Source organism: Pedobacter sp. JCM 36344, from assembly GCF_046546555.1.
Taxonomy (GTDB): Bacteria; Bacteroidota; Bacteroidia; order Sphingobacteriales; family Sphingobacteriaceae; genus Pedobacter.
In genome coordinates this window covers 49706-66398 of record NZ_JBKHKK010000010.1, presented here as the reverse complement: position 1 = coordinate 66398, position 16693 = coordinate 49706, and the positions used below count along the sequence as shown (strand labels likewise).

At 37.3% G+C, this 16693-nt stretch carries 15 protein-coding genes; 6 read left to right on the top strand and 9 right to left on the bottom strand.

Annotation, left to right across the window (positions count from 1 at the left end):
* Positions 1 to 213: 213 nt before the first annotated feature.
* The 3 genes from ACHFIZ_RS11260 to ACHFIZ_RS11250 all read right to left on the bottom strand — a co-directional run bounded on the left by ACHFIZ_RS11260 (position 214) and on the right by ACHFIZ_RS11250 (position 2494).
* A complete protein-coding gene (locus ACHFIZ_RS11260; RefSeq protein WP_410885843.1) occupies positions 214 to 765 on the bottom strand; it encodes a NifU family protein in 552 nt (183 codons plus the stop codon).
* A 77-nt stretch (positions 766 to 842) separates the two neighbouring features.
* Positions 843 to 2189, bottom strand: coding sequence for an adenylosuccinate lyase (gene purB, locus ACHFIZ_RS11255; protein ID WP_410885841.1), 1347 nt, complete (start codon positions 2187 to 2189; stop codon positions 843 to 845).
* A 101-nt stretch (positions 2190 to 2290) separates the two neighbouring features.
* The gene (locus ACHFIZ_RS11250; RefSeq protein WP_410885839.1) at positions 2291 to 2494 is read right to left on the bottom strand and encodes a hypothetical protein; all 204 of its coding nucleotides are present in this window, start codon (positions 2492 to 2494) and stop codon (positions 2291 to 2293) included.
* 139 nt (positions 2495 to 2633) lie between these two features.
* Between ACHFIZ_RS11250 and ACHFIZ_RS11245 the strand changes: the two genes are divergently transcribed.
* From ACHFIZ_RS11245 to ACHFIZ_RS11230, 4 genes are all read left to right on the top strand, one after another.
* Positions 2634 to 3200, top strand: coding sequence for an RNA polymerase sigma factor (locus ACHFIZ_RS11245; protein WP_410885837.1), 567 nt, complete (start codon positions 2634 to 2636; stop codon positions 3198 to 3200).
* Positions 3201 to 3204: 4 nt separating this feature from the next.
* On the top strand, positions 3205 to 4293 hold the full coding sequence (locus tag ACHFIZ_RS11240) for a S1C family serine protease (protein WP_410885835.1): 1089 nt from the start codon (positions 3205 to 3207) through the stop codon (positions 4291 to 4293).
* A 124-nt stretch (positions 4294 to 4417) separates the two neighbouring features.
* The gene (locus tag ACHFIZ_RS11235) at positions 4418 to 5362 is read left to right on the top strand and encodes a DUF72 domain-containing protein (RefSeq protein WP_410885833.1); all 945 of its coding nucleotides are present in this window, start codon (positions 4418 to 4420) and stop codon (positions 5360 to 5362) included.
* 74 nt (positions 5363 to 5436) lie between these two features.
* Positions 5437 to 6072 carry a peroxiredoxin gene (locus tag ACHFIZ_RS11230; RefSeq protein ID WP_410885831.1) on the top strand — a complete coding sequence of 212 codons (636 nt, stop codon included), beginning with the start codon at positions 5437 to 5439 and terminating at the stop codon, positions 6070 to 6072.
* Between the two features lie 49 nt (positions 6073 to 6121).
* Here the strand turns inward: ACHFIZ_RS11230 and ACHFIZ_RS11225 are convergent, their stop codons facing one another.
* The 6 genes from ACHFIZ_RS11225 to ACHFIZ_RS11200 all read right to left on the bottom strand — a co-directional run bounded on the left by ACHFIZ_RS11225 (position 6122) and on the right by ACHFIZ_RS11200 (position 13675).
* The gene (locus tag ACHFIZ_RS11225; protein WP_410885829.1) at positions 6122 to 9121 is read right to left on the bottom strand and encodes a DUF2723 domain-containing protein; all 3000 of its coding nucleotides are present in this window, start codon (positions 9119 to 9121) and stop codon (positions 6122 to 6124) included.
* Between the two features lie 128 nt (positions 9122 to 9249).
* Positions 9250 to 10428, bottom strand: a complete 1179-nt coding sequence (locus ACHFIZ_RS11220; protein ID WP_410885827.1) for a hypothetical protein — start codon at positions 10426 to 10428, stop codon at positions 9250 to 9252.
* A gap of 8 nt (positions 10429 to 10436) precedes the next feature.
* Positions 10437 to 11711 (bottom strand): aspartate kinase, encoded by a 1275-nt coding sequence (locus ACHFIZ_RS11215; RefSeq protein ID WP_410885825.1) that lies wholly within the window; start codon positions 11709 to 11711, stop codon positions 10437 to 10439.
* On the bottom strand, positions 11711 to 12526 hold the full coding sequence (locus tag ACHFIZ_RS11210; protein ID WP_410885823.1) for a DUF3298 domain-containing protein: 816 nt from the start codon (positions 12524 to 12526) through the stop codon (positions 11711 to 11713). Before ACHFIZ_RS11210 ends, ACHFIZ_RS11215 begins: the two co-directional genes overlap by 1 nt.
* Positions 12523 to 12984, bottom strand: coding sequence for a GNAT family N-acetyltransferase (locus tag ACHFIZ_RS11205; RefSeq protein ID WP_410885821.1), 462 nt, complete (start codon positions 12982 to 12984; stop codon positions 12523 to 12525). The genes ACHFIZ_RS11210 and ACHFIZ_RS11205 overlap by 4 nt, the downstream gene beginning before the upstream one ends.
* Before the next feature lies 1 nt (position 12985).
* Positions 12986 to 13675: a YggS family pyridoxal phosphate-dependent enzyme gene (locus tag ACHFIZ_RS11200; RefSeq protein ID WP_410885819.1), complete on the bottom strand. Its 690-nt coding sequence runs from the start codon at positions 13673 to 13675 to the stop codon at positions 12986 to 12988.
* Between the two features lie 71 nt (positions 13676 to 13746).
* On the opposite strand from ACHFIZ_RS11200, the gene ACHFIZ_RS11195 reads away from it, so the two are divergent.
* Both ACHFIZ_RS11195 and ACHFIZ_RS11190 read left to right on the top strand, forming a co-directional pair.
* Complete coding sequence (locus tag ACHFIZ_RS11195) at positions 13747 to 14307, top strand: DUF4296 domain-containing protein (RefSeq protein WP_410885817.1); 561 nt, start codon at positions 13747 to 13749, stop codon at positions 14305 to 14307.
* Positions 14308 to 14309: 2 nt separating this feature from the next.
* A complete protein-coding gene (locus tag ACHFIZ_RS11190; protein ID WP_410885816.1) occupies positions 14310 to 16685 on the top strand; it encodes an endonuclease MutS2 in 2376 nt (791 codons plus the stop codon).
* The last annotated feature ends 8 nt before the right edge of the window (positions 16686 to 16693 follow it).

Genomic DNA, 16693 nt, shown 5'->3' with positions numbered 1-16693 from the left:
GCTCTGAAGCGACGAGGAGCCTGGGATATATTGAAGAGGGATCGACGACGAGGAAAGCAAAACCCAAGCTTTTTGCAATATTACTGAATATTCACTAAGAGCTTTTATTAACTTCAGCTAAAGGTAACCCTTTAGCTACTATTAATCCAATGTACACAAAAAAAGCCGGCAATTTTAAATGCTAGCTTTCCATGTACCTTAAGTTTTTATTTTCTATAACGATTCTGATACGACTTCTTTCACTTCAGGAACCATTCTTTGTAGTAAGTTTTGGATACCTGATTTTAAAGTGATAGTGGAAGATGGACAGCCGCTGCATGAACCTCTAAGTTCTACAGTAACTACACCTTCATCAAAAGACTTATAGCTAATTGCACCACCATCTTGCTCTACAGCCGGGCGGACATAATCGTGTAGAATTTGCTGGATTTTGATCTCCAGGTCAGAACCCTCAAAAGCCGCAACTTCATCACTGGTTTCTTCTTTAATTTTATATTCAGATTCTACAGCACCTTTTACAAACTCTTTTAAGATAGGTTCAAGATCAGCCCATTCTGCATCTTCAGTTTTGGTAATAGTTACGAAATTGCTTGCAAAGAAGACGCCGTTAACGAAATTAAACTTAAACAATTCCTTAGCGAATGGAGACTGTTCAGCAGATTCTCTGGTGGGAAAATCTTCACTTCCGTTGATCAATAACTTATTGACCATAAATTTCATTGTGGCAGGATTAGGGGTCTGTTCTGTATATACGTTAATAGTCATTGTCCTTTAATTTGATACAAAATTAATTAATTCAATTCTTCAATTGTCCATGAGGGTGTCTGTTTTAGGTCATTTAACTAAAACACCCCAGTATAATTAAATGGAGTGATATTTTTTAGTTCAGACTTAAGGTCGTCGGTCACATTCAGTCCATCGATAAAGTCTGCCATTGTGGTTGCCGTTATCTTTTGATTGGTTCTTGTAAGATCTTTCAGCGCCTCGTATGGATTAGGGTACGCTTCTCTTCTTAATATCGTTTGTATAGCTTCTGCTACAACGGCCCAGTTATTTTCAAGATCTGCGTTTATGGCGTCCTCATTCAGAAGAATTTTGTTCAGGCCACGTAACGTAGAATTTATTGCGATCAGGGTATGGGCGATTGGTACTCCGATATTTCTGAGCACAGTTGAATCTGTAAGGTCTCTTTGCAACCTGCTGATAGGAAGTTTGGCTGCAAAAAATTCAAATGAAGCATTAGCCATACCAGCATTTCCTTCAGCATTCTCGAAATCTATAGGGTTAACTTTATGTGGCATTGCAGATGATCCTATTTCACCCTCTTTAATTTTTTGTTTAAAATAATTTTTAGATATGTAGGCCCAGATATCCCGATCCATATCGATGATAATGTTATTGATCCTTTTTAGAGCATCGCATTGCGCAGCAAATTGATCGTAATGCTCAATTTGGGTAGTATGTTGAGCACGGTCTAGTCCTAATGTTTCGTTTACGAAGTTGTTCGAGAATTCTACCCAATTAATAGATGGATAAGCGATGTGGTGCGCATTGAAGTTTCCGGTCGCACCGCCGAACTTTGCACTGTTTGGTAATGCTTTGAGATTTTTAAGTTGAACTTCAATCCGCTCTGCAAAAACTAAAAATTCCTTACCCAACTTTGTTGGAGATGCAGGCTGTCCATGTGTATGCGCTAAAAGTGGAACATCTTTCCAATCAGATGCCAATGACCTAATTTTTTGAACAAGAAGCGTAATGTTTGGATAGTAAACCTCTTCTAATGATAATTTAAAAGTGTATGGAATAGCAGTGTTGTTGATATCCTGAGAGGTGAGGCCGAAGTGGATAAATTCTTTATATGTTGTCAACCCAAGCTCATCAAATTTCTTTTTTAAAAAATATTCTACAGCTTTGACATCGTGGTTAGTGACTTTTTCTGTGTCTTTTACTTCCTGAGCATCTGACTCATTAAAAGATCCATAAATTGATCTGAGTTGTGCATAGCTTGATTTATCGAAATTATTAAGCCCAGGGAGTCCTTGTTCGCAAAGGGCAATGAAGTATTCGATTTCAACAAATACCCTATATTTTATTAGCGCATATTCCGAGAAGTACTTTGAGAGGTCTTTAGTGGTATTTCTGTAACGACCATCGATAGGGGAGATTGCTTGTAGTGAAGAAAGATTCATGAGATTGGTTTTGATAGCCGCAAAGGTAAGATTTTTGGCACAAAAAAAGAGCGTATCCAATAGCTGGATACGCTCTTTTTGTTATACTGGTTAAACTAAGACTACAATTTAGTTGTGTCTTTAGTTACAGTGATAGCAGTATCTTTTACAGTTGAATCAGTAATGTTAGTATCAACAGTAGTAGTGATTGTGGCAGTATCAGACAATGAAGTATCAGTTGACTCACCAGATTTTTCTGAGTTACAAGCTGCTACTGACAAAGTGATTGCTAAAGCTAAAAAGCCAAATTTAAACGCATTTTTCATTTTGATTCTATTTAAAGTAATTAATTAATTTTACAGATTAATACCTAAAATATTAAAAGGTAACCCAAGAGTTTTAAAAAAATAAAAATATTATTTTCCTTATTATTGGGTTACCATTCACGTTTAAATGTATTAATTGGTGAGTAATAAGTTAAGCAGTTCAGTTCCAACGGATAGAGAAGTTGTTTTAGGGATCTTAAACAATTCGGATGATGCGCTAAACAAGTTGTATGTGGGTTATTTCCCAATGATACTACAGTTTATCCTGAATAACAACGGTGACGAAGATGATGCCAAGGATGTTTACCAGGAAGGAATTATTGTTTTATACAATAAAGTTAAAAGCGGAGATTTTGAATTAAGTAGTAAACTAAAAACCTATATATACTCAGTTTGCAGAAGGATTTGGTTAAAGAAGCTTGCCCAGCAACGCAAAAAAACCAATAACGTTTCAGACTTTGAGGATATAATCGCTACTGACGTTGATATTGATGATCATGAGCAAAAAGAGGAGCAATTTGACAAAATGCAATCTGCCCTCCTTCATCTTGGAGAACCATGTAAAACAATTATTCAGGATTTTTATTTAAACAATTTATCGATGCACGACATATCTGAAAAGTTTGGCTATACTAATACCGATAACGCTAAAACTCAAAAATACAAATGCTTGCAGAGATTAAAAAAGTTATTTTTTCAGTCATAAGGTGATGAGGAACGAAATGAATTTAGAAAGTATAATTGAAGATTACCTAATTGGTAAACTTAATGAGGCCGAATTACAGGCTTTTGAGCAAATGCGTGCTAATGATCCCAGCGTAGATCATAAGGTTGTAGCTCATAAGGCTTTCTTGGGATCGCTAAAAAATTATGCAGCGATGATTGATTTAAAGGGCAAAATGAATGTGGCACATTCGAAGATCGATGTAGATGGTCTTAGCCGTAAATTAGGTCCTCATCCTTCCTTCATCATTAATATATGGCGTAAAAACAGAGCAGCAATTGGTGTGGCCGCATCATTCATACTTCTAACTTTGGTGATGCTTTATTCCATTCAGCAGAATACACAGCAAATTGGTAGTGTAGAACTTGTAAAACGCGATTTAGCAATTCTTAAAAACTCCAATAACAACCTGATTAGAAAAATAAACTCTACCGCTGTTAATAAAAATCTGAAACCTGCCAACTTCGGAGGTACAGGTTTTGCTTTAACAACCAACGGGTATATCTTAACAAATTTACATGTTGTTGATGGTGCAGATTCTGTTTATGTTCAAGATACGCAAGGCAACCAATATAAAGTTAAAGTTGATAGACGAGATACACAATATGATCTTGCTATCCTCAAAATTATTGATGAGTCTTTTAAGCTTCCTGCATTACCATATCGTTTAAAACAAAATGGGATTGGTATTGGCGAAGATGTGTACACATTAGGATTTCCTAAAGATGATGCGGTGTATGCTAAAGGTTACGTGAGTTCTAAAACGGGATATAGTGGAACAGACTCAACGCAATACCAAGTGTCTATCGATGTAAATCCTGGAAATAGCGGTGGCCCACTACTTGATCAGAATGGAAACATTGTCGGAGTTATTACAGCTAAATTAAAACTAGTTGACGGTGCAACATTTGCAGTAAAAAGTAGATATATTCAAGAAATCCTTAACATGATCCCTAATGATTCCTTAGGAGGACAGGTTAAGTTCAACAAGAAGAATTCATTACAGGGGCTTACTAAAACCCGCCAGGCAGAGAAAATGCAGGACTTTATCTTCATGGTAAAAGTTTATAAGTAACGTACATTATGTACCGTTGTCCCGGTGACAATCGGGGTATCTAAGTCAAGTGCAAACCATCATAGTGTGAATTATATCTTCACATCTTTAAAAAATATTTGAAGATAATTTATAAATTTAGGCTATGGATTTTGGAAAATTAACTGATGAACAACTAATCAGTGTTGACTTTACTTTACCGCCAGATGGAGCTCAAACCAGTATAACATTAGGTGGCTTGATCACTGACAAGAACCCTCAATTCTACGTCGGTTGTGCCAAATGGGGAAGAAAGGAGTGGTTGAATATGATCTACCCGCCTAAAGTTAAGGAGGCAAATTTTCTTGACGAATATGTCAAGCATTTCAATTCAATAGAACTCAATGCAGTTTTCTACAGTATTCCAAAGGCTGATCTCATTAGAAAATGGAAGGCTAAAGCGGATGAAAATGCAAGCAATGGTTTTTTGTTTTGCCCAAAGTTTTCACGTACTATAAGTCATATTAAGCGGCTAAAGGACGCCGATGTAGCTACAGACCTATATCTTTCCAGTATCTATGAATTTGGCGAATACTTAGGCCCTTGCTTTCTTCAATTAGGGGATAACTTCTCTCCGGCAAACTTTGATATTCTTGAAAATTATTTGAGCACTTTACCTGTAGACTTGAAAGTTTTTGTAGAGTTGAGACATCAAAGCTGGTTTTCAGATCCCTTATACCGAGCACAACTTTTTGAGATGCTGAGTAGGGTTAAAAAAGGTGCCATCATCACTGATGCAAGTGGTAGAAGGGATTGCGTTCACATGGAACTAACGATCCCTGAAGTATTTATAAGATTTGTTGGTAATGGAATGGCGTATCAGGCTTCAGATTTTGCACGAGTAGACGAATGGGTTCTCCGAATAAAAAACTGGTTGGACAAGGGCCTGAATAAGGTGTATTTTTTTCTCCATCAACATGATGAGAAGGATACACCAATATTGGCAAATTACACTATCCAGCAATTCAACAAACACCTTGGTGCAAATATACCAGAGATTAGATTCCTGAGTGACCAAGGAGATATTACAAATCAGGAACAATTATTTTAACATAAGTATACTTAAATTGTAGACATTATTATTTACTTTGTATTTGTTATCGTTAACAACTAAAATATAAAATTATGAGTTTAAGAATAGGGGATCCTGCTCCCAATTTTAAAGCACAAACTTCAATTGGAGATATTGATTTTTACGAATTTCTAGGAGATAGCTGGGGCGTTCTGTTTTCGCATCCTGCGGATTATACGCCTGTTTGTACTACCGAACTTGGAAGAACGGCTTTACTTAAAGGTGAATTTGAGAAAAGAAACGTTAAAGTGTTGGCTTTGAGTGTTGATTCTGCCGAGTCTCATAAAGGCTGGATTAAGGATATTAATGAAACTCAAAATACAAATGTAGAGTTTCCGATCATTGCTGATGAAGACAAGAAGATCGCTGATCTATATGATATGATTCATCCTAACGCTTCGGAAACGCTAACCGTTCGTTCACTTTTTGTGATCTCTCCAGATAAAAAAGTTAAACTTATGCTAACTTATCCTGCGTCCACTGGACGTAATTTCAATGAAGTATTGAGAGTTATTGATTCCTTACAGTTGACTGCAAAGTACAGCGTTGCAACACCTGCAGATTGGAATGACGGTGATGATGTCGTAGTTATGAACAGTATTAAAACTGAGGATATTCCGGAAAGGTTTCCAAAAGGTCATAAGGTAATCAAGCCTTATCTTCGTACCACACCTCAACCGAATAAATAATGTAAAGCCTCCCGAAATACATTCAGGAGGCTTTTTGCTTTTGAAGTTATTATCCAAATTGAGTCTGTATCTTTTCAAGAATCTGTTTTAGGTAAATACTTAGATCTGCCTGATGGTTATCAGTAGCCATCTTATCTAAGCTAGCCAGTACCTGCACTCCAATTTGAATCTCCCTGCCATATGAATTTCTTCTTCTAGAATCCAGCGATGCGATATAGGATAGTTCATCGACTATAAATGCTGCCGTATTTCGCGACAACGTATTGGCAGTTTTACTTTCTTTTACAGCATATAGATTATTAACTGTGTAAACTTTTATCAGCGTGTCTTCAATTGAATAAATCTTATAAGGAAGTTGCTTTACAGCCTTATTCATCAGCTGCTTAGCTTTATCAGGTTTCCCTTCTTCTAATAAATTTACACTGAGGTTGTTCATGTACTTTGCTGTCATACCGGCAATTCTTCTACTCTCAGGATCTTGATATTTAGCAGATTTGAAACCTTGGAAATCCAGTTTTTGCATCATGTTGTCATACATTACGTCAGTGTTGGTCTGTCCCTCCATTGTAAATTCCTTATCAGGAACAGAAGATTTAACAGGTAATAGTCTGTAGGCATAACCTTCAAGATATAAGTATTTCTCAAGACCTACATAGCTGTCAGTACTGATACTGGTTCCGAAATAAATTGGCCGCTCCCAGTTGTTACTAACCAGGATATCAAAGATTGCCAAGTTGGCTTTAAATACTACATTTTCTCTATATGTCCATTCTATTGTGGACGCTATTTTTGCTATGTCCTTTACCGCTAACGTCTTCGTTTTAATTATCTGGGCGGGATCAATAGTCAGCTTAAGCTTTTTAGTAGGCAAAAAATTCTCCATGCTACCATCAGAGAGTTGGACTTTGTCTTCGGGAGCATCTGAGGTCATGACTGCTAAGATGTCCTTTAATTCTACACTATCAGTAAAACCATACTCCATGTAGGGCATCCATTCTCTGTTGCCTTTGATATATTTTTTCGGGTCAGATCTGATTGGCAATGGGGCAGATTTACCAGACTGTTTCAACATTTGTTCGATATAATTGCCATCCGACAGATATTGAATATTTACTACCCGTACATCAGTGCGATAATCTTCAACTTCCTGGACGTACCAAAGCGGAAAGGTATCGTTATCTGCATTTGTAAATAGAATTGCATTTGGTGCGCAAGAGTTTAAATAATTTTTAGCCCAGTCTAACGCAGTAGTCTTATTAGAGCGGTCATGCTCATCCCAGCCTTCTGCTCCCATGAGGAATGGTACTGCAAACAAACAAGTTAAAGACGCCATTGCAAGACTTACTTTCGGCATATTTAGCTTTGATAGAAAGGATTCAATCCCAAGTACACCAAGACCAATAAAGATTGCAAACGCATAAAATGAACCCACATATGCGTAGTCTCGCTCCCTAACCTGCATAGGATCCTGATTTAGATAAACTATTATTGCGAGTCCGGTAAAGGCGAACAATGTTGCGACAATTGCCAGGTCATTGCGGTTTTTACGGTATAGAAAAATGATACCCATGATTCCCAAAGCCAGAGGGAGACCATAGAATTTGTTGTGGCCTTCATTATTAATAATGCTGGGAGGTAGCTTGCTTTGGTTTCCTAATCTGATGGCATCTAAGGGTTTAATGCCTGATGTCCAGTTTCCATCATTTGAGGGACCATACGATTGAATGTCATTCTGTCTTCCTACAAAGTTCCAGAAGAAATAACGCCAGTACATAAAACCCAGTTGATAGCTAGTGAAGAAGCTTAGATTTTGAAGAAAAGTTGGTGTTTGGCCCGGTTCCAGATGCAACCAATCTTTGTAGAATTCACTATGATTTGGCTTTTGACTATAGGTTCTTGGAAAGAGGAGGTTTTTGTCAAATTCCGGTTTGGAGGTTTTACCAGATATTTCGTAGGATTTCTCACCTGTCCTATATTCGATTCCAGTTTCTTTATAGTTGACTACATCTGCATCAAATGTTTGGCCGTAAAGCAGGGGAGTATCTCCGTAATTAGTACGTCCGAGATATTTATAAAGAGACAAAGCATTGTCTGGATTAGATAGGTTTAAAGTAGTTTTTGCATTCGCTCTTATAATAATTAGGAAATAGGAACTAAATCCGAAAATTACGAAGGTCAGGCAGGTCAAGGAAAGATTAAGATTGTATTTTTTATGTTTTACGGAGTAATATATGCCGTAACTTAAAGTCACTATAATTGCCAGCAGAAAAGCGCCTGCTCCTGTACCAAAGCTCATTTTTAGTGTGTTGACAAAGAAGATATCAAGCTTTGCTGCCATTAGAACAAAGTACTGGATCACGATATTCTGAACTGTGATCCATATTGCAGCAGCAATTCCCATCGCTTTAAAGATACCCATTAGAGTGACTTTGCTCGTTTTTTTGAAATAATAAACGAGTACTATAGCCGGAATTGCCAGTAAGCTCAATAGGTGTACACCAATGGAAAGTCCGATTACAAATGCAATCAGGACGAGCCAGCGATTGTCCAGGTTTCTTTCCCATTTAAGAGCTGCCCAGAATACTATAGCAGTGAATAATAGTGATAAGGAATATACCTCCGCCTCAACTGCAGAAAACCAGAAAGTATCTGAAAATGTAAAAGCCAATGCTCCAATAACCCCCGCAGAAATAACCGAAAGGGTACTAGAGGTCGTTCCTTTGTACTGAATCACTTTTGAAGCGAGCATGGTAATTGACCAATAGAGGAAGGTCACCGTGGCAGCACTGAACAAAACTGAGCTAAAGTTCATCCAGTATGCGATTTTAGCTGTGTTGCCAATTGCCAGCATTGAAAACAATTTGCCGATCATTAAAAATAACGGTGCTCCAGGCTGGTGACCTACTTGAAGCTTGTAAGATGCTGCGATGAATTCGCCGCAATCCCAGAAGCTGACGGTTGGCTCCATGGTTAAAAAGTAGACCGACGCAGCAACTATAAATAGCACTAGACCGACAATGTTATTTAGTTTCTGGTAATTTTTTATCATGTTGAGTTTATTAGAGGTAACTCAAACATAACTAAAACATTGAAAATTAGGTTTTTGTGAAATGTTAAAGAATGTTAAAATAGAAATTTTAACATTTAATTTTTATGTAAACCCTTAGAGGAAAGTAGTTAATAGTGTTGAATAATGTCAGCTTCCAGTATGACGAAGCCTGACTGCTTAGTTTCTGTAAAGATCAGGAATCTTTTGTCATCTGATTTGATCTTGTATTTTTTTATCAGATTTTCAGGCGTATCGCGGTAGTTTCTTACAATCACATTCCCAAAAAGTTGTCTTTCCTTTTTAAGTTCTCCAGGCGAAATGATTCTATTGATTTGGAAAATACGACCAGGGAAGACTGGATTGATTACATCGGATGCATATAACTGGGTTTGTGAATGTAATTTTTTAAGACCATACCTTTTGGCAATCAGGTTGAAAGCGCCACTTTTCAATAACGCTGCATCAGGTTCATACAGAAATTTGTTTGGCTCAGAATCAAGAAGAATAAGCTCTTGTTCCTCATCTTTGTCGAATGAAAAAGTCTTGAGTTGATCATTTATCGTTACTGCGATAATCTTGACCGATGGATGATTACCTTTTTCTAAAATCCAAAGCAGCTCTTTCACTTCGTTACGAACACTCACAATATGGACTTCTGAAACATTCTTAAGCTCGTTAAGTCCCGCAGTAATATCCAGCATTGGCGCCGTTTTAACAATTACACGATTGGATTTCTCCAGGAGTAAATCTGCATTATCCACTACATTAGGACTGCAATCTCTTAGCATAAAAACTTTTCCTGTTGCACCACGTCTTACAGGATCTATATAGATCGTATCAAAATGAGTGTCGTTTTCTCTAAGAAATGTCAGTCCATCTATGTTTTCGAACTCTGTGTTTTTCTGACCTAATATTCCGGCATTATAGGCTGCTATCTGAAGTAATTCTTCATTGATCTCGCAATGCACGGTACTTTTCATCGTTTTAGAGAAATAGTAACTATCCACACCAAAGCCAGCTGTTACATCAATAAGTGTGTTTCCGACTGTCAGTTTAGCCTTATAGGCTGCCGTGACTTCTGATGAGGTCTGTTCTATTGACAGCACATTCGGAAAGTAGACAAGAGGAGTATTGAACCATGTAGGAAGTTTTCTCTGAGATTTTTTCTTAGCGGCTATCTGATTTGCAAGTTCTTTAGCATTAATACCACTAATGGAGCTTTTAGACAAAGCAATCTTATGCACATCATCATTGAGGTGTTTAGTAATAAAGTCTTGAGCCTCAGCTTTTAATATATGATAATTCAAAGTCTATATCAGTTTGAAAGAATCTTATCACGCATCACAATCTGACAGGTATTTCTACTTTTGACTTCCAGGATGATGTTTTTGTTTGCTGTCACCCGATCAATTGTTTGCTGGTTATAATATCTGATGGTCACTAATTCCATTCCAGTGTTATATTTCACTTTATAATCTTGAGAAAGATCCGCAATTAATGATTCCAGTTTCTGCGCATCGTGATCAAAACTAACGGAAAAACTTATGGCCGAATTAAGCATTGTGTTGATCTTTGCTTTGTGCTTATGAAAAAGATTAAAGATTTCACTAAGATTTTCTTCAATAATAAAGGAGAAATCTTTTGGAAATATAGAGATTAGTACCTGGTTAACTTTGAATATAAACGAAGGGATCGGAATATGATTCTTGATGGTAGTTATATTTGTACCCTCAGCATTGGGGTCTAGAAAAGACCTGACAAATAGTGGTATATTCTTGTTTTGCAAGGGTTTGATCGTCTTAGGATGGATGATGGTTGCCCCATAGTAAGCTAGCTCAATGGCATCGTGATAGGAGAGTTGAGGAATTCTTTCTGTTTGATCAAACCACTTTGGATCTGCATTCAAAACGCCTGAAACATCTTTCCAGATCGTCAGGCTTTCGGCATTGAGGCAAGCGCTAAAGATTGCGGCTGAGTAATCTGAGCCATCTCTGCCTAATGTTGTAGTAAAGTTTTCACTGGTACTTCCAATAAATCCCTGGGTTACTCCAATGCTATCCTCAATCAGGGGGATCAAACGCTTTTGAATCTCCAGCTCTGTTTTCTCCCAGTTAACTTTCCCTTCCTTATGGGTATTGTCTGTATGAATAAAATTGCGTGCATCAAGCCATTTAGCCTCCAATCCTGATGCTATCAAAAAAGCGCAAACGATCTTTGTAGATATGATTTCTCCTATTGATACGATCTGATCATAGATATAATCTGGCGCATCTGTTGCCTCTTCTTCCAACAGCCACTCTATTTCTACAAATGAATTGGCAACATCATTGTAAATTGGGTGGTTATTGTTTGAAAATAACTCATTAATGATGTTAAAATGAAATTCTTTAATTTCGTCGAAGATATCATGGGCGTTCGGTTGTCCGAACAAGTAAGCTTTGGTAAGCTCCTCGAGCTTGTCTGTTATTTTACCCATTGCAGAAATCACAACAAGCAGTTTTTTGTCCCTGGCATTTCCTACGATACCGGCTAAATTTCTCACTCCTTCGGCATCTTTCACAGATGCCCCGCCAAACTTATATACTTCCATTAGTTGTTAAGGCTGATTAACGATTTAGGCTTTGCGATATCTTTCAGCTCGCTAAACGGGATAAGCAATTTGGTGATGCCAAAGGCATAAGCTTTGATCTCATAAGGGTTATACAAAAAAAGTAAACCTTCGTCAGTAACTGTAAAATTGTCGTTTAATTTGAAGGTGTCATTCTCAAAAAAATAACTGTTCTTAAGACTTTGATCGGGTGTTAGCTTTTCATTTTTTCTGAAGATATTTTCGGCGATTGCGTTCAGCTTAGCATTTGATCCAGGTAATAATAAAGAATCAAGGATTATTTTCTGATGGGTTACAGGGTTGTAATTCTGGTAAGTAAATGAACTATTCGGGTGCGCACCTCCAGAAAAGTTAATGTAAGTAGTGTAAAAGGCAATATATTGCGGATTTTGTTTGATAACTTTTGTATTAATGGTTAGGAACCAAGTCTGTATGCGATCTGGATTCTCTTTTTGAAAACTATCAAAGTCTTTTATAAAGCCTTTTGCATAGCTGTCATACGAACTGTATGTTTTTTCAGCATCAACAGTTCCCGTAATTTTCTTTAGCACAAAATCATTCAATTTACTATCAGTGAAGACCGGGTACGATATCACCGCCTTCGCTGTATCTGTAACACGGGCATCGGCAGAAACAGGATTTGTACTGTATACCTTGACTGAATCGTATTTGAAACTGATAGAATCAGTTGATGGTTGTAAAGCGTTGGTAGCTGAATCAATAGTTTGGTCAGTTTTTTTCTCGCTCTGACAAGCGATAATTGTTGCAATAGCCAATGCCATTCCTAATCTCTTCATAATTCTGATATTTGTGCCTTAGAAAATGATGCGTTTAGCCAACCCTCCTCAATCTGTGCGGCATATTTGTTATAGAAATTTATTGCAGGTTCGTTCCAGTCCAGGACTTGCCATACCATCCCGTTGTAGTTTTTATCTTTTGCTTCCTGCATCACACGCTCAAACAAAAGCTTACCAACTCCTCTGCCCCGGTATTCTTTAGTTACTATGAAATCTTCGAGATAGAGCCTACAACCTTTCCAGGTAGAGTATCGGGTATAGTATAATGCGAATCCAACTATTTTTTCATCGGCTTCAACAACGAAGGCAGTCCATACCTTATCAGCTCCAAACCCTGCGTCAACAAATTCTTCCAGTGTAACGGTTACTTCCTCAGGCGCCTTCTCATAATCCGCAAGCTCTTGAATGAGCTCAAGCAAACGAGGACAATCGCTCTGTTCTGCAATCCTTAATTCCATTTTACTCTGCTTTATAATGCTTTATTATACGCTTACCGAATATATTACTCCCAATTCTAACCATCGTGCTCCCGGCCCCGACAGCTAATTTGTAATCACCAGACATACCCATGGAGATTTCTTTGAATGACTCCTCCTTCCTAAAGAAGCTGACTTTTATACCATCAAAGAGCACTTTTAACTCCATGAATTCATCTAAAGTTTGCTTTTCCAGAGCATTATTACTGGCGATACCCATCAAACCTACTATCCTAATATTTTGCATTTCTGAGTATTCCTGGGACCTCAACAATTCAATAGCCTCATCATATTCTAGTCCAAATTTTGTATCCTCATCGGCAACATAGATCTGCAAAAGACAGTCTATTATCCTTTTATTCTTTGTTGCCTGTTTGTTTATTTCAATTAGAAGCTTTAAGCTATCTACCGATTCGATCAGCCTGACAAAAGGGGCAATATATTTGATTTTGTTGGTTTGCAGATGCCCAATTAAGTGCCAATCAATATCTTTTGGTAATAGTGATTCCTTTTCCACCATTTCCTGAACAATGTTTTCACCAAATACACGCTGACCTGCATCATAAGCTTCCTGAATGGCACTCGCTTGATGATATTTCGATACCGCAATTAGCTTAACGCCACTTTCGTCGAGCTCTGTTTTATATTTCAATAAGTTATCTGCTATACTCATTTATCAGTATTTTTGGTAAAATTAACAACCTTCGCGAACTTTGGCTAAGAAATAATCAACTTTTAAATACAATGAAAGGCTTCAAATATATAGTTTTCTGCTTCCTATTAGGTGCTGCCTGTAAGCCAGGAATTCCAGGTGACATTATTCAGCCGGACGATATGGCTTTGGTATTGAATGATATACACATCGTTGACGGTTACATTACAACTGTCCGACCGGATTCCTCCAAAATTATTGCCGCGTCACTTTACAAGGGTATCTATAAAAAGTTTGGTGTCGATTCGGCGAAATTTTACAAAAGCATGGAATATTATTATAAAAATCCAACGGTTATGGATGGTATCTATAAAAGGGTTAATGCTGGATTATTAAAACAAAAATTGAAGCTCATCAAGATAGATTCACTAAGTACCGTTAAAGTTCAAGCACAAGCTAAGCGGAAAGCAAAAAGGGATTCCATTATGTCTGCCGACTCTGTTAAAAAGGTAATTTTAAAGAAGAAAACGGATTCAGTAAACAAGGTCAAATCAAAGAAACGAATTGACTCTTTAAAGAAATCAAAATTAATAATGAAGGTGAAGGCCATAAGCTCTAAGCGTGCATTGGCAATAAAGCCTGCAAAAGTATAAATATGCTATATCCGGAGAATTGTTTAGAGCGGTTGGGGTTTAATGAGGTTAGACAACATATCCATAAGCATTGCCTGAGCGTAATGGGACAACAAATGGTTGCCAAAATGCAGGTAATGAACAAGTTTGATCAAATAAATAAATTCTTACGTCAAACTTATGAGTTCAAAAGTATTCTTGTAAACCAGGAGACTTTGCAGATCAGTACTTTCTTTGACATCAAATCGCTAGCTAATAAAATAACGGTAGAAGGGACTTATCTTATAGAAGATGAACTTCATCAAATCTATGCATCACTGCAAACGGTATTCTCAGTTTTGCGTTTCTTTGAAGAACGCAAAGAAGTTTACCCAAGTTTGGAAGCCCTTTTTGAACACCTACCTGTAGAAAAAAATATCCTTAAAAAAATCGAGACCGTACTGGACCCTAAAGGCAAAATAAAACCTAATGCTTCGCCTACTTTACAGCAGATCATCGGGGATATTTCCAAAGCAGAACAAGATGTCCGGAAGAGAATGGATTCTATATATAAACAAGCCCTAAGCAATAACTGGGCTGCTGATGGAAGCTTGACGATTCGTGATGGTAGAATGTGTATTCCTGTATTGGCGGAAAATAAAAGAAAGCTTAAAGGATTTATTCATGATGAATCCGCAAGTGGACAAACGGTTTACATAGAACCTGAGGAGGTTTTTACTTTGAATAATAGGTTGCGTGACCTTGAATTTGATAAGAGAAGAGAAATCATCAAGATTTTAATAGCGTTAACTTCCGAGCTTAGGCCTTATACGCCTTTGTTATTGTCTTACCATGGCTTTTTGACTAAGTTGGATTTTGTAAGGGCTAAGGCTTTATTTGCAATTGATGTTGAAGCAGAAATGCCAGTCTTGATTAGGGAATCCAAGTTGAAGTTGATCAATGCTACTCATCCTCTTCTCTATTTATCATTCCGGGAGGACAAGAAAATAGTAGTACCACTCAACATCCATATTAACGATAATTTGAGAATTGTAGTTGTGTCCGGACCCAATGCAGGAGGAAAATCAGTCTGTATGAAAACAGTTGGTTTACTCCAAATTATGGTTCAATCCGGGTTGCTTATACCCGTTCATGAGTCAAGTGAAGTTGGTATTTTTGACCAGATCTTTGCTGATATTGGAGATGACCAGTCCATAGAGAGCGACTTAAGTACCTACAGCGCACACTTAATTAAAATGAAGTACTTTGTGGCACATTCGACTCCGAAATCACTCTTTTTAATAGATGAGTTTGGAACTGGAACTGATCCGCAGTTCGGCGGTCCTATGGCCGAAGCCGTTTTAGAAGTATTGAACAACAAAAAAGTAAGAGGAGTTATTACAACGCATTATTCAAATTTAAAGCTATTTGCAGGTAACACGCCTGGCTTGGAGAATGCCTCGATGTTGTTCGACAATGACAAGATGAAACCAATGTACATTTTAGAGATTGGTAATCCCGGAAGTTCATATGCATTCGAGATCGCCCAAAATATTGGCCTCCAACCTGAGGTATTAAAATTAGCTAGGGAAAAGACAGGAACAAATCAAAATAGAATAGATAGTTTGCTGGTAGATTTAGAGAGGGAGAAGAAGCAAATTTATGATACAAAACTGCACTTATCGAATCAGCAAAACAAAGTAAAAAATCTTGTTACCGAGAATGAAAAGTTAAAGGAGTTTTTGGATGAGAATAAGAAAGTTCTTATTAAGGCGGCAAAGTTAGAAGCTCAATCCATTATTAAGAATGCCAATAAATTGGTTGAGAATACTATTGCAGAAATTAAAGACAAGCAGGCTGATAAGACAGTGACCAAGCAACTAAGACAAAACCTACAAAAAGAACTCATCGATAATCAAGTGTGGGAAGAAAAAAAAGTAGTTGAGAAGATTAATCCCATTAATAGTCCAATTGAGGTTGGAGATTGGGTTCAATTGAATAGCAGTGAGACTACAGGTCAAGTCCTGGAGATTAATAGAGATAATCTGGTAATAGCCCTTGGCGATTTACGGTCTGTGTTAAAGAAGAATCGTGTATATAAAATTAGTAATAAGCAGGCAAAAAAAGTAGTTCAAAATAATTCTTATTCTGGAAGCATATCTGAGGCGATTTCGAGCTTTAATGCAGAGTTGGATTTAAGAGGAATGCGAGGCGATGATGCTTTGCATGAAGTTGAAAGATATCTCGATAAGTCAATTATGCTCGGCTTTCCCTTTATTAAATTGATTCATGGTAAGGGTGATGGTATTCTTCGCAAGTTGATACGTGAGTATTTGAAAAAATATCGTCAGGTGAATAGAGTTGAAGATGAGCATGCCGATAGAGGTGGAGATGGAATAACTTATGTGTATTTTAATTAAAAGAACAG

Coding starts and splice junctions, on each gene's coding strand:
- ACHFIZ_RS11260 (WP_410885843.1), bottom strand. CDS start 765: ATGACTATTAACGTATATACAGAACAGACCCCTAATCCTGCCACAATG.
- purB (WP_410885841.1), bottom strand. CDS start 2,189: ATGAATCTTTCTTCACTACAAGCAATCTCCCCTATCGATGGTCGTTAC.
- ACHFIZ_RS11250 (WP_410885839.1), bottom strand. CDS start 2,494: ATGAAAAATGCGTTTAAATTTGGCTTTTTAGCTTTAGCAATCACTTTG.
- ACHFIZ_RS11240 (WP_410885835.1), top strand. CDS start 3,205: ATGAGGAACGAAATGAATTTAGAAAGTATAATTGAAGATTACCTAATT.
- ACHFIZ_RS11235 (WP_410885833.1), top strand. CDS start 4,418: ATGGATTTTGGAAAATTAACTGATGAACAACTAATCAGTGTTGACTTT.
- ACHFIZ_RS11230 (WP_410885831.1), top strand. CDS start 5,437: ATGAGTTTAAGAATAGGGGATCCTGCTCCCAATTTTAAAGCACAAACT.
- ACHFIZ_RS11225 (WP_410885829.1), bottom strand. CDS start 9,121: ATGATAAAAAATTACCAGAAACTAAATAACATTGTCGGTCTAGTGCTA.
- ACHFIZ_RS11215 (WP_410885825.1), bottom strand. CDS start 11,711: ATGGAAGTATATAAGTTTGGCGGGGCATCTGTGAAAGATGCCGAAGGA.
- ACHFIZ_RS11210 (WP_410885823.1), bottom strand. CDS start 12,526: ATGAAGAGATTAGGAATGGCATTGGCTATTGCAACAATTATCGCTTGT.
- ACHFIZ_RS11205 (WP_410885821.1), bottom strand. CDS start 12,984: ATGGAATTAAGGATTGCAGAACAGAGCGATTGTCCTCGTTTGCTTGAG.
- ACHFIZ_RS11200 (WP_410885819.1), bottom strand. CDS start 13,675: ATGAGTATAGCAGATAACTTATTGAAATATAAAACAGAGCTCGACGAA.
- ACHFIZ_RS11195 (WP_410885817.1), top strand. CDS start 13,747: ATGAAAGGCTTCAAATATATAGTTTTCTGCTTCCTATTAGGTGCTGCC.
- ACHFIZ_RS11190 (WP_410885816.1), top strand. CDS start 14,310: ATGCTATATCCGGAGAATTGTTTAGAGCGGTTGGGGTTTAATGAGGTT.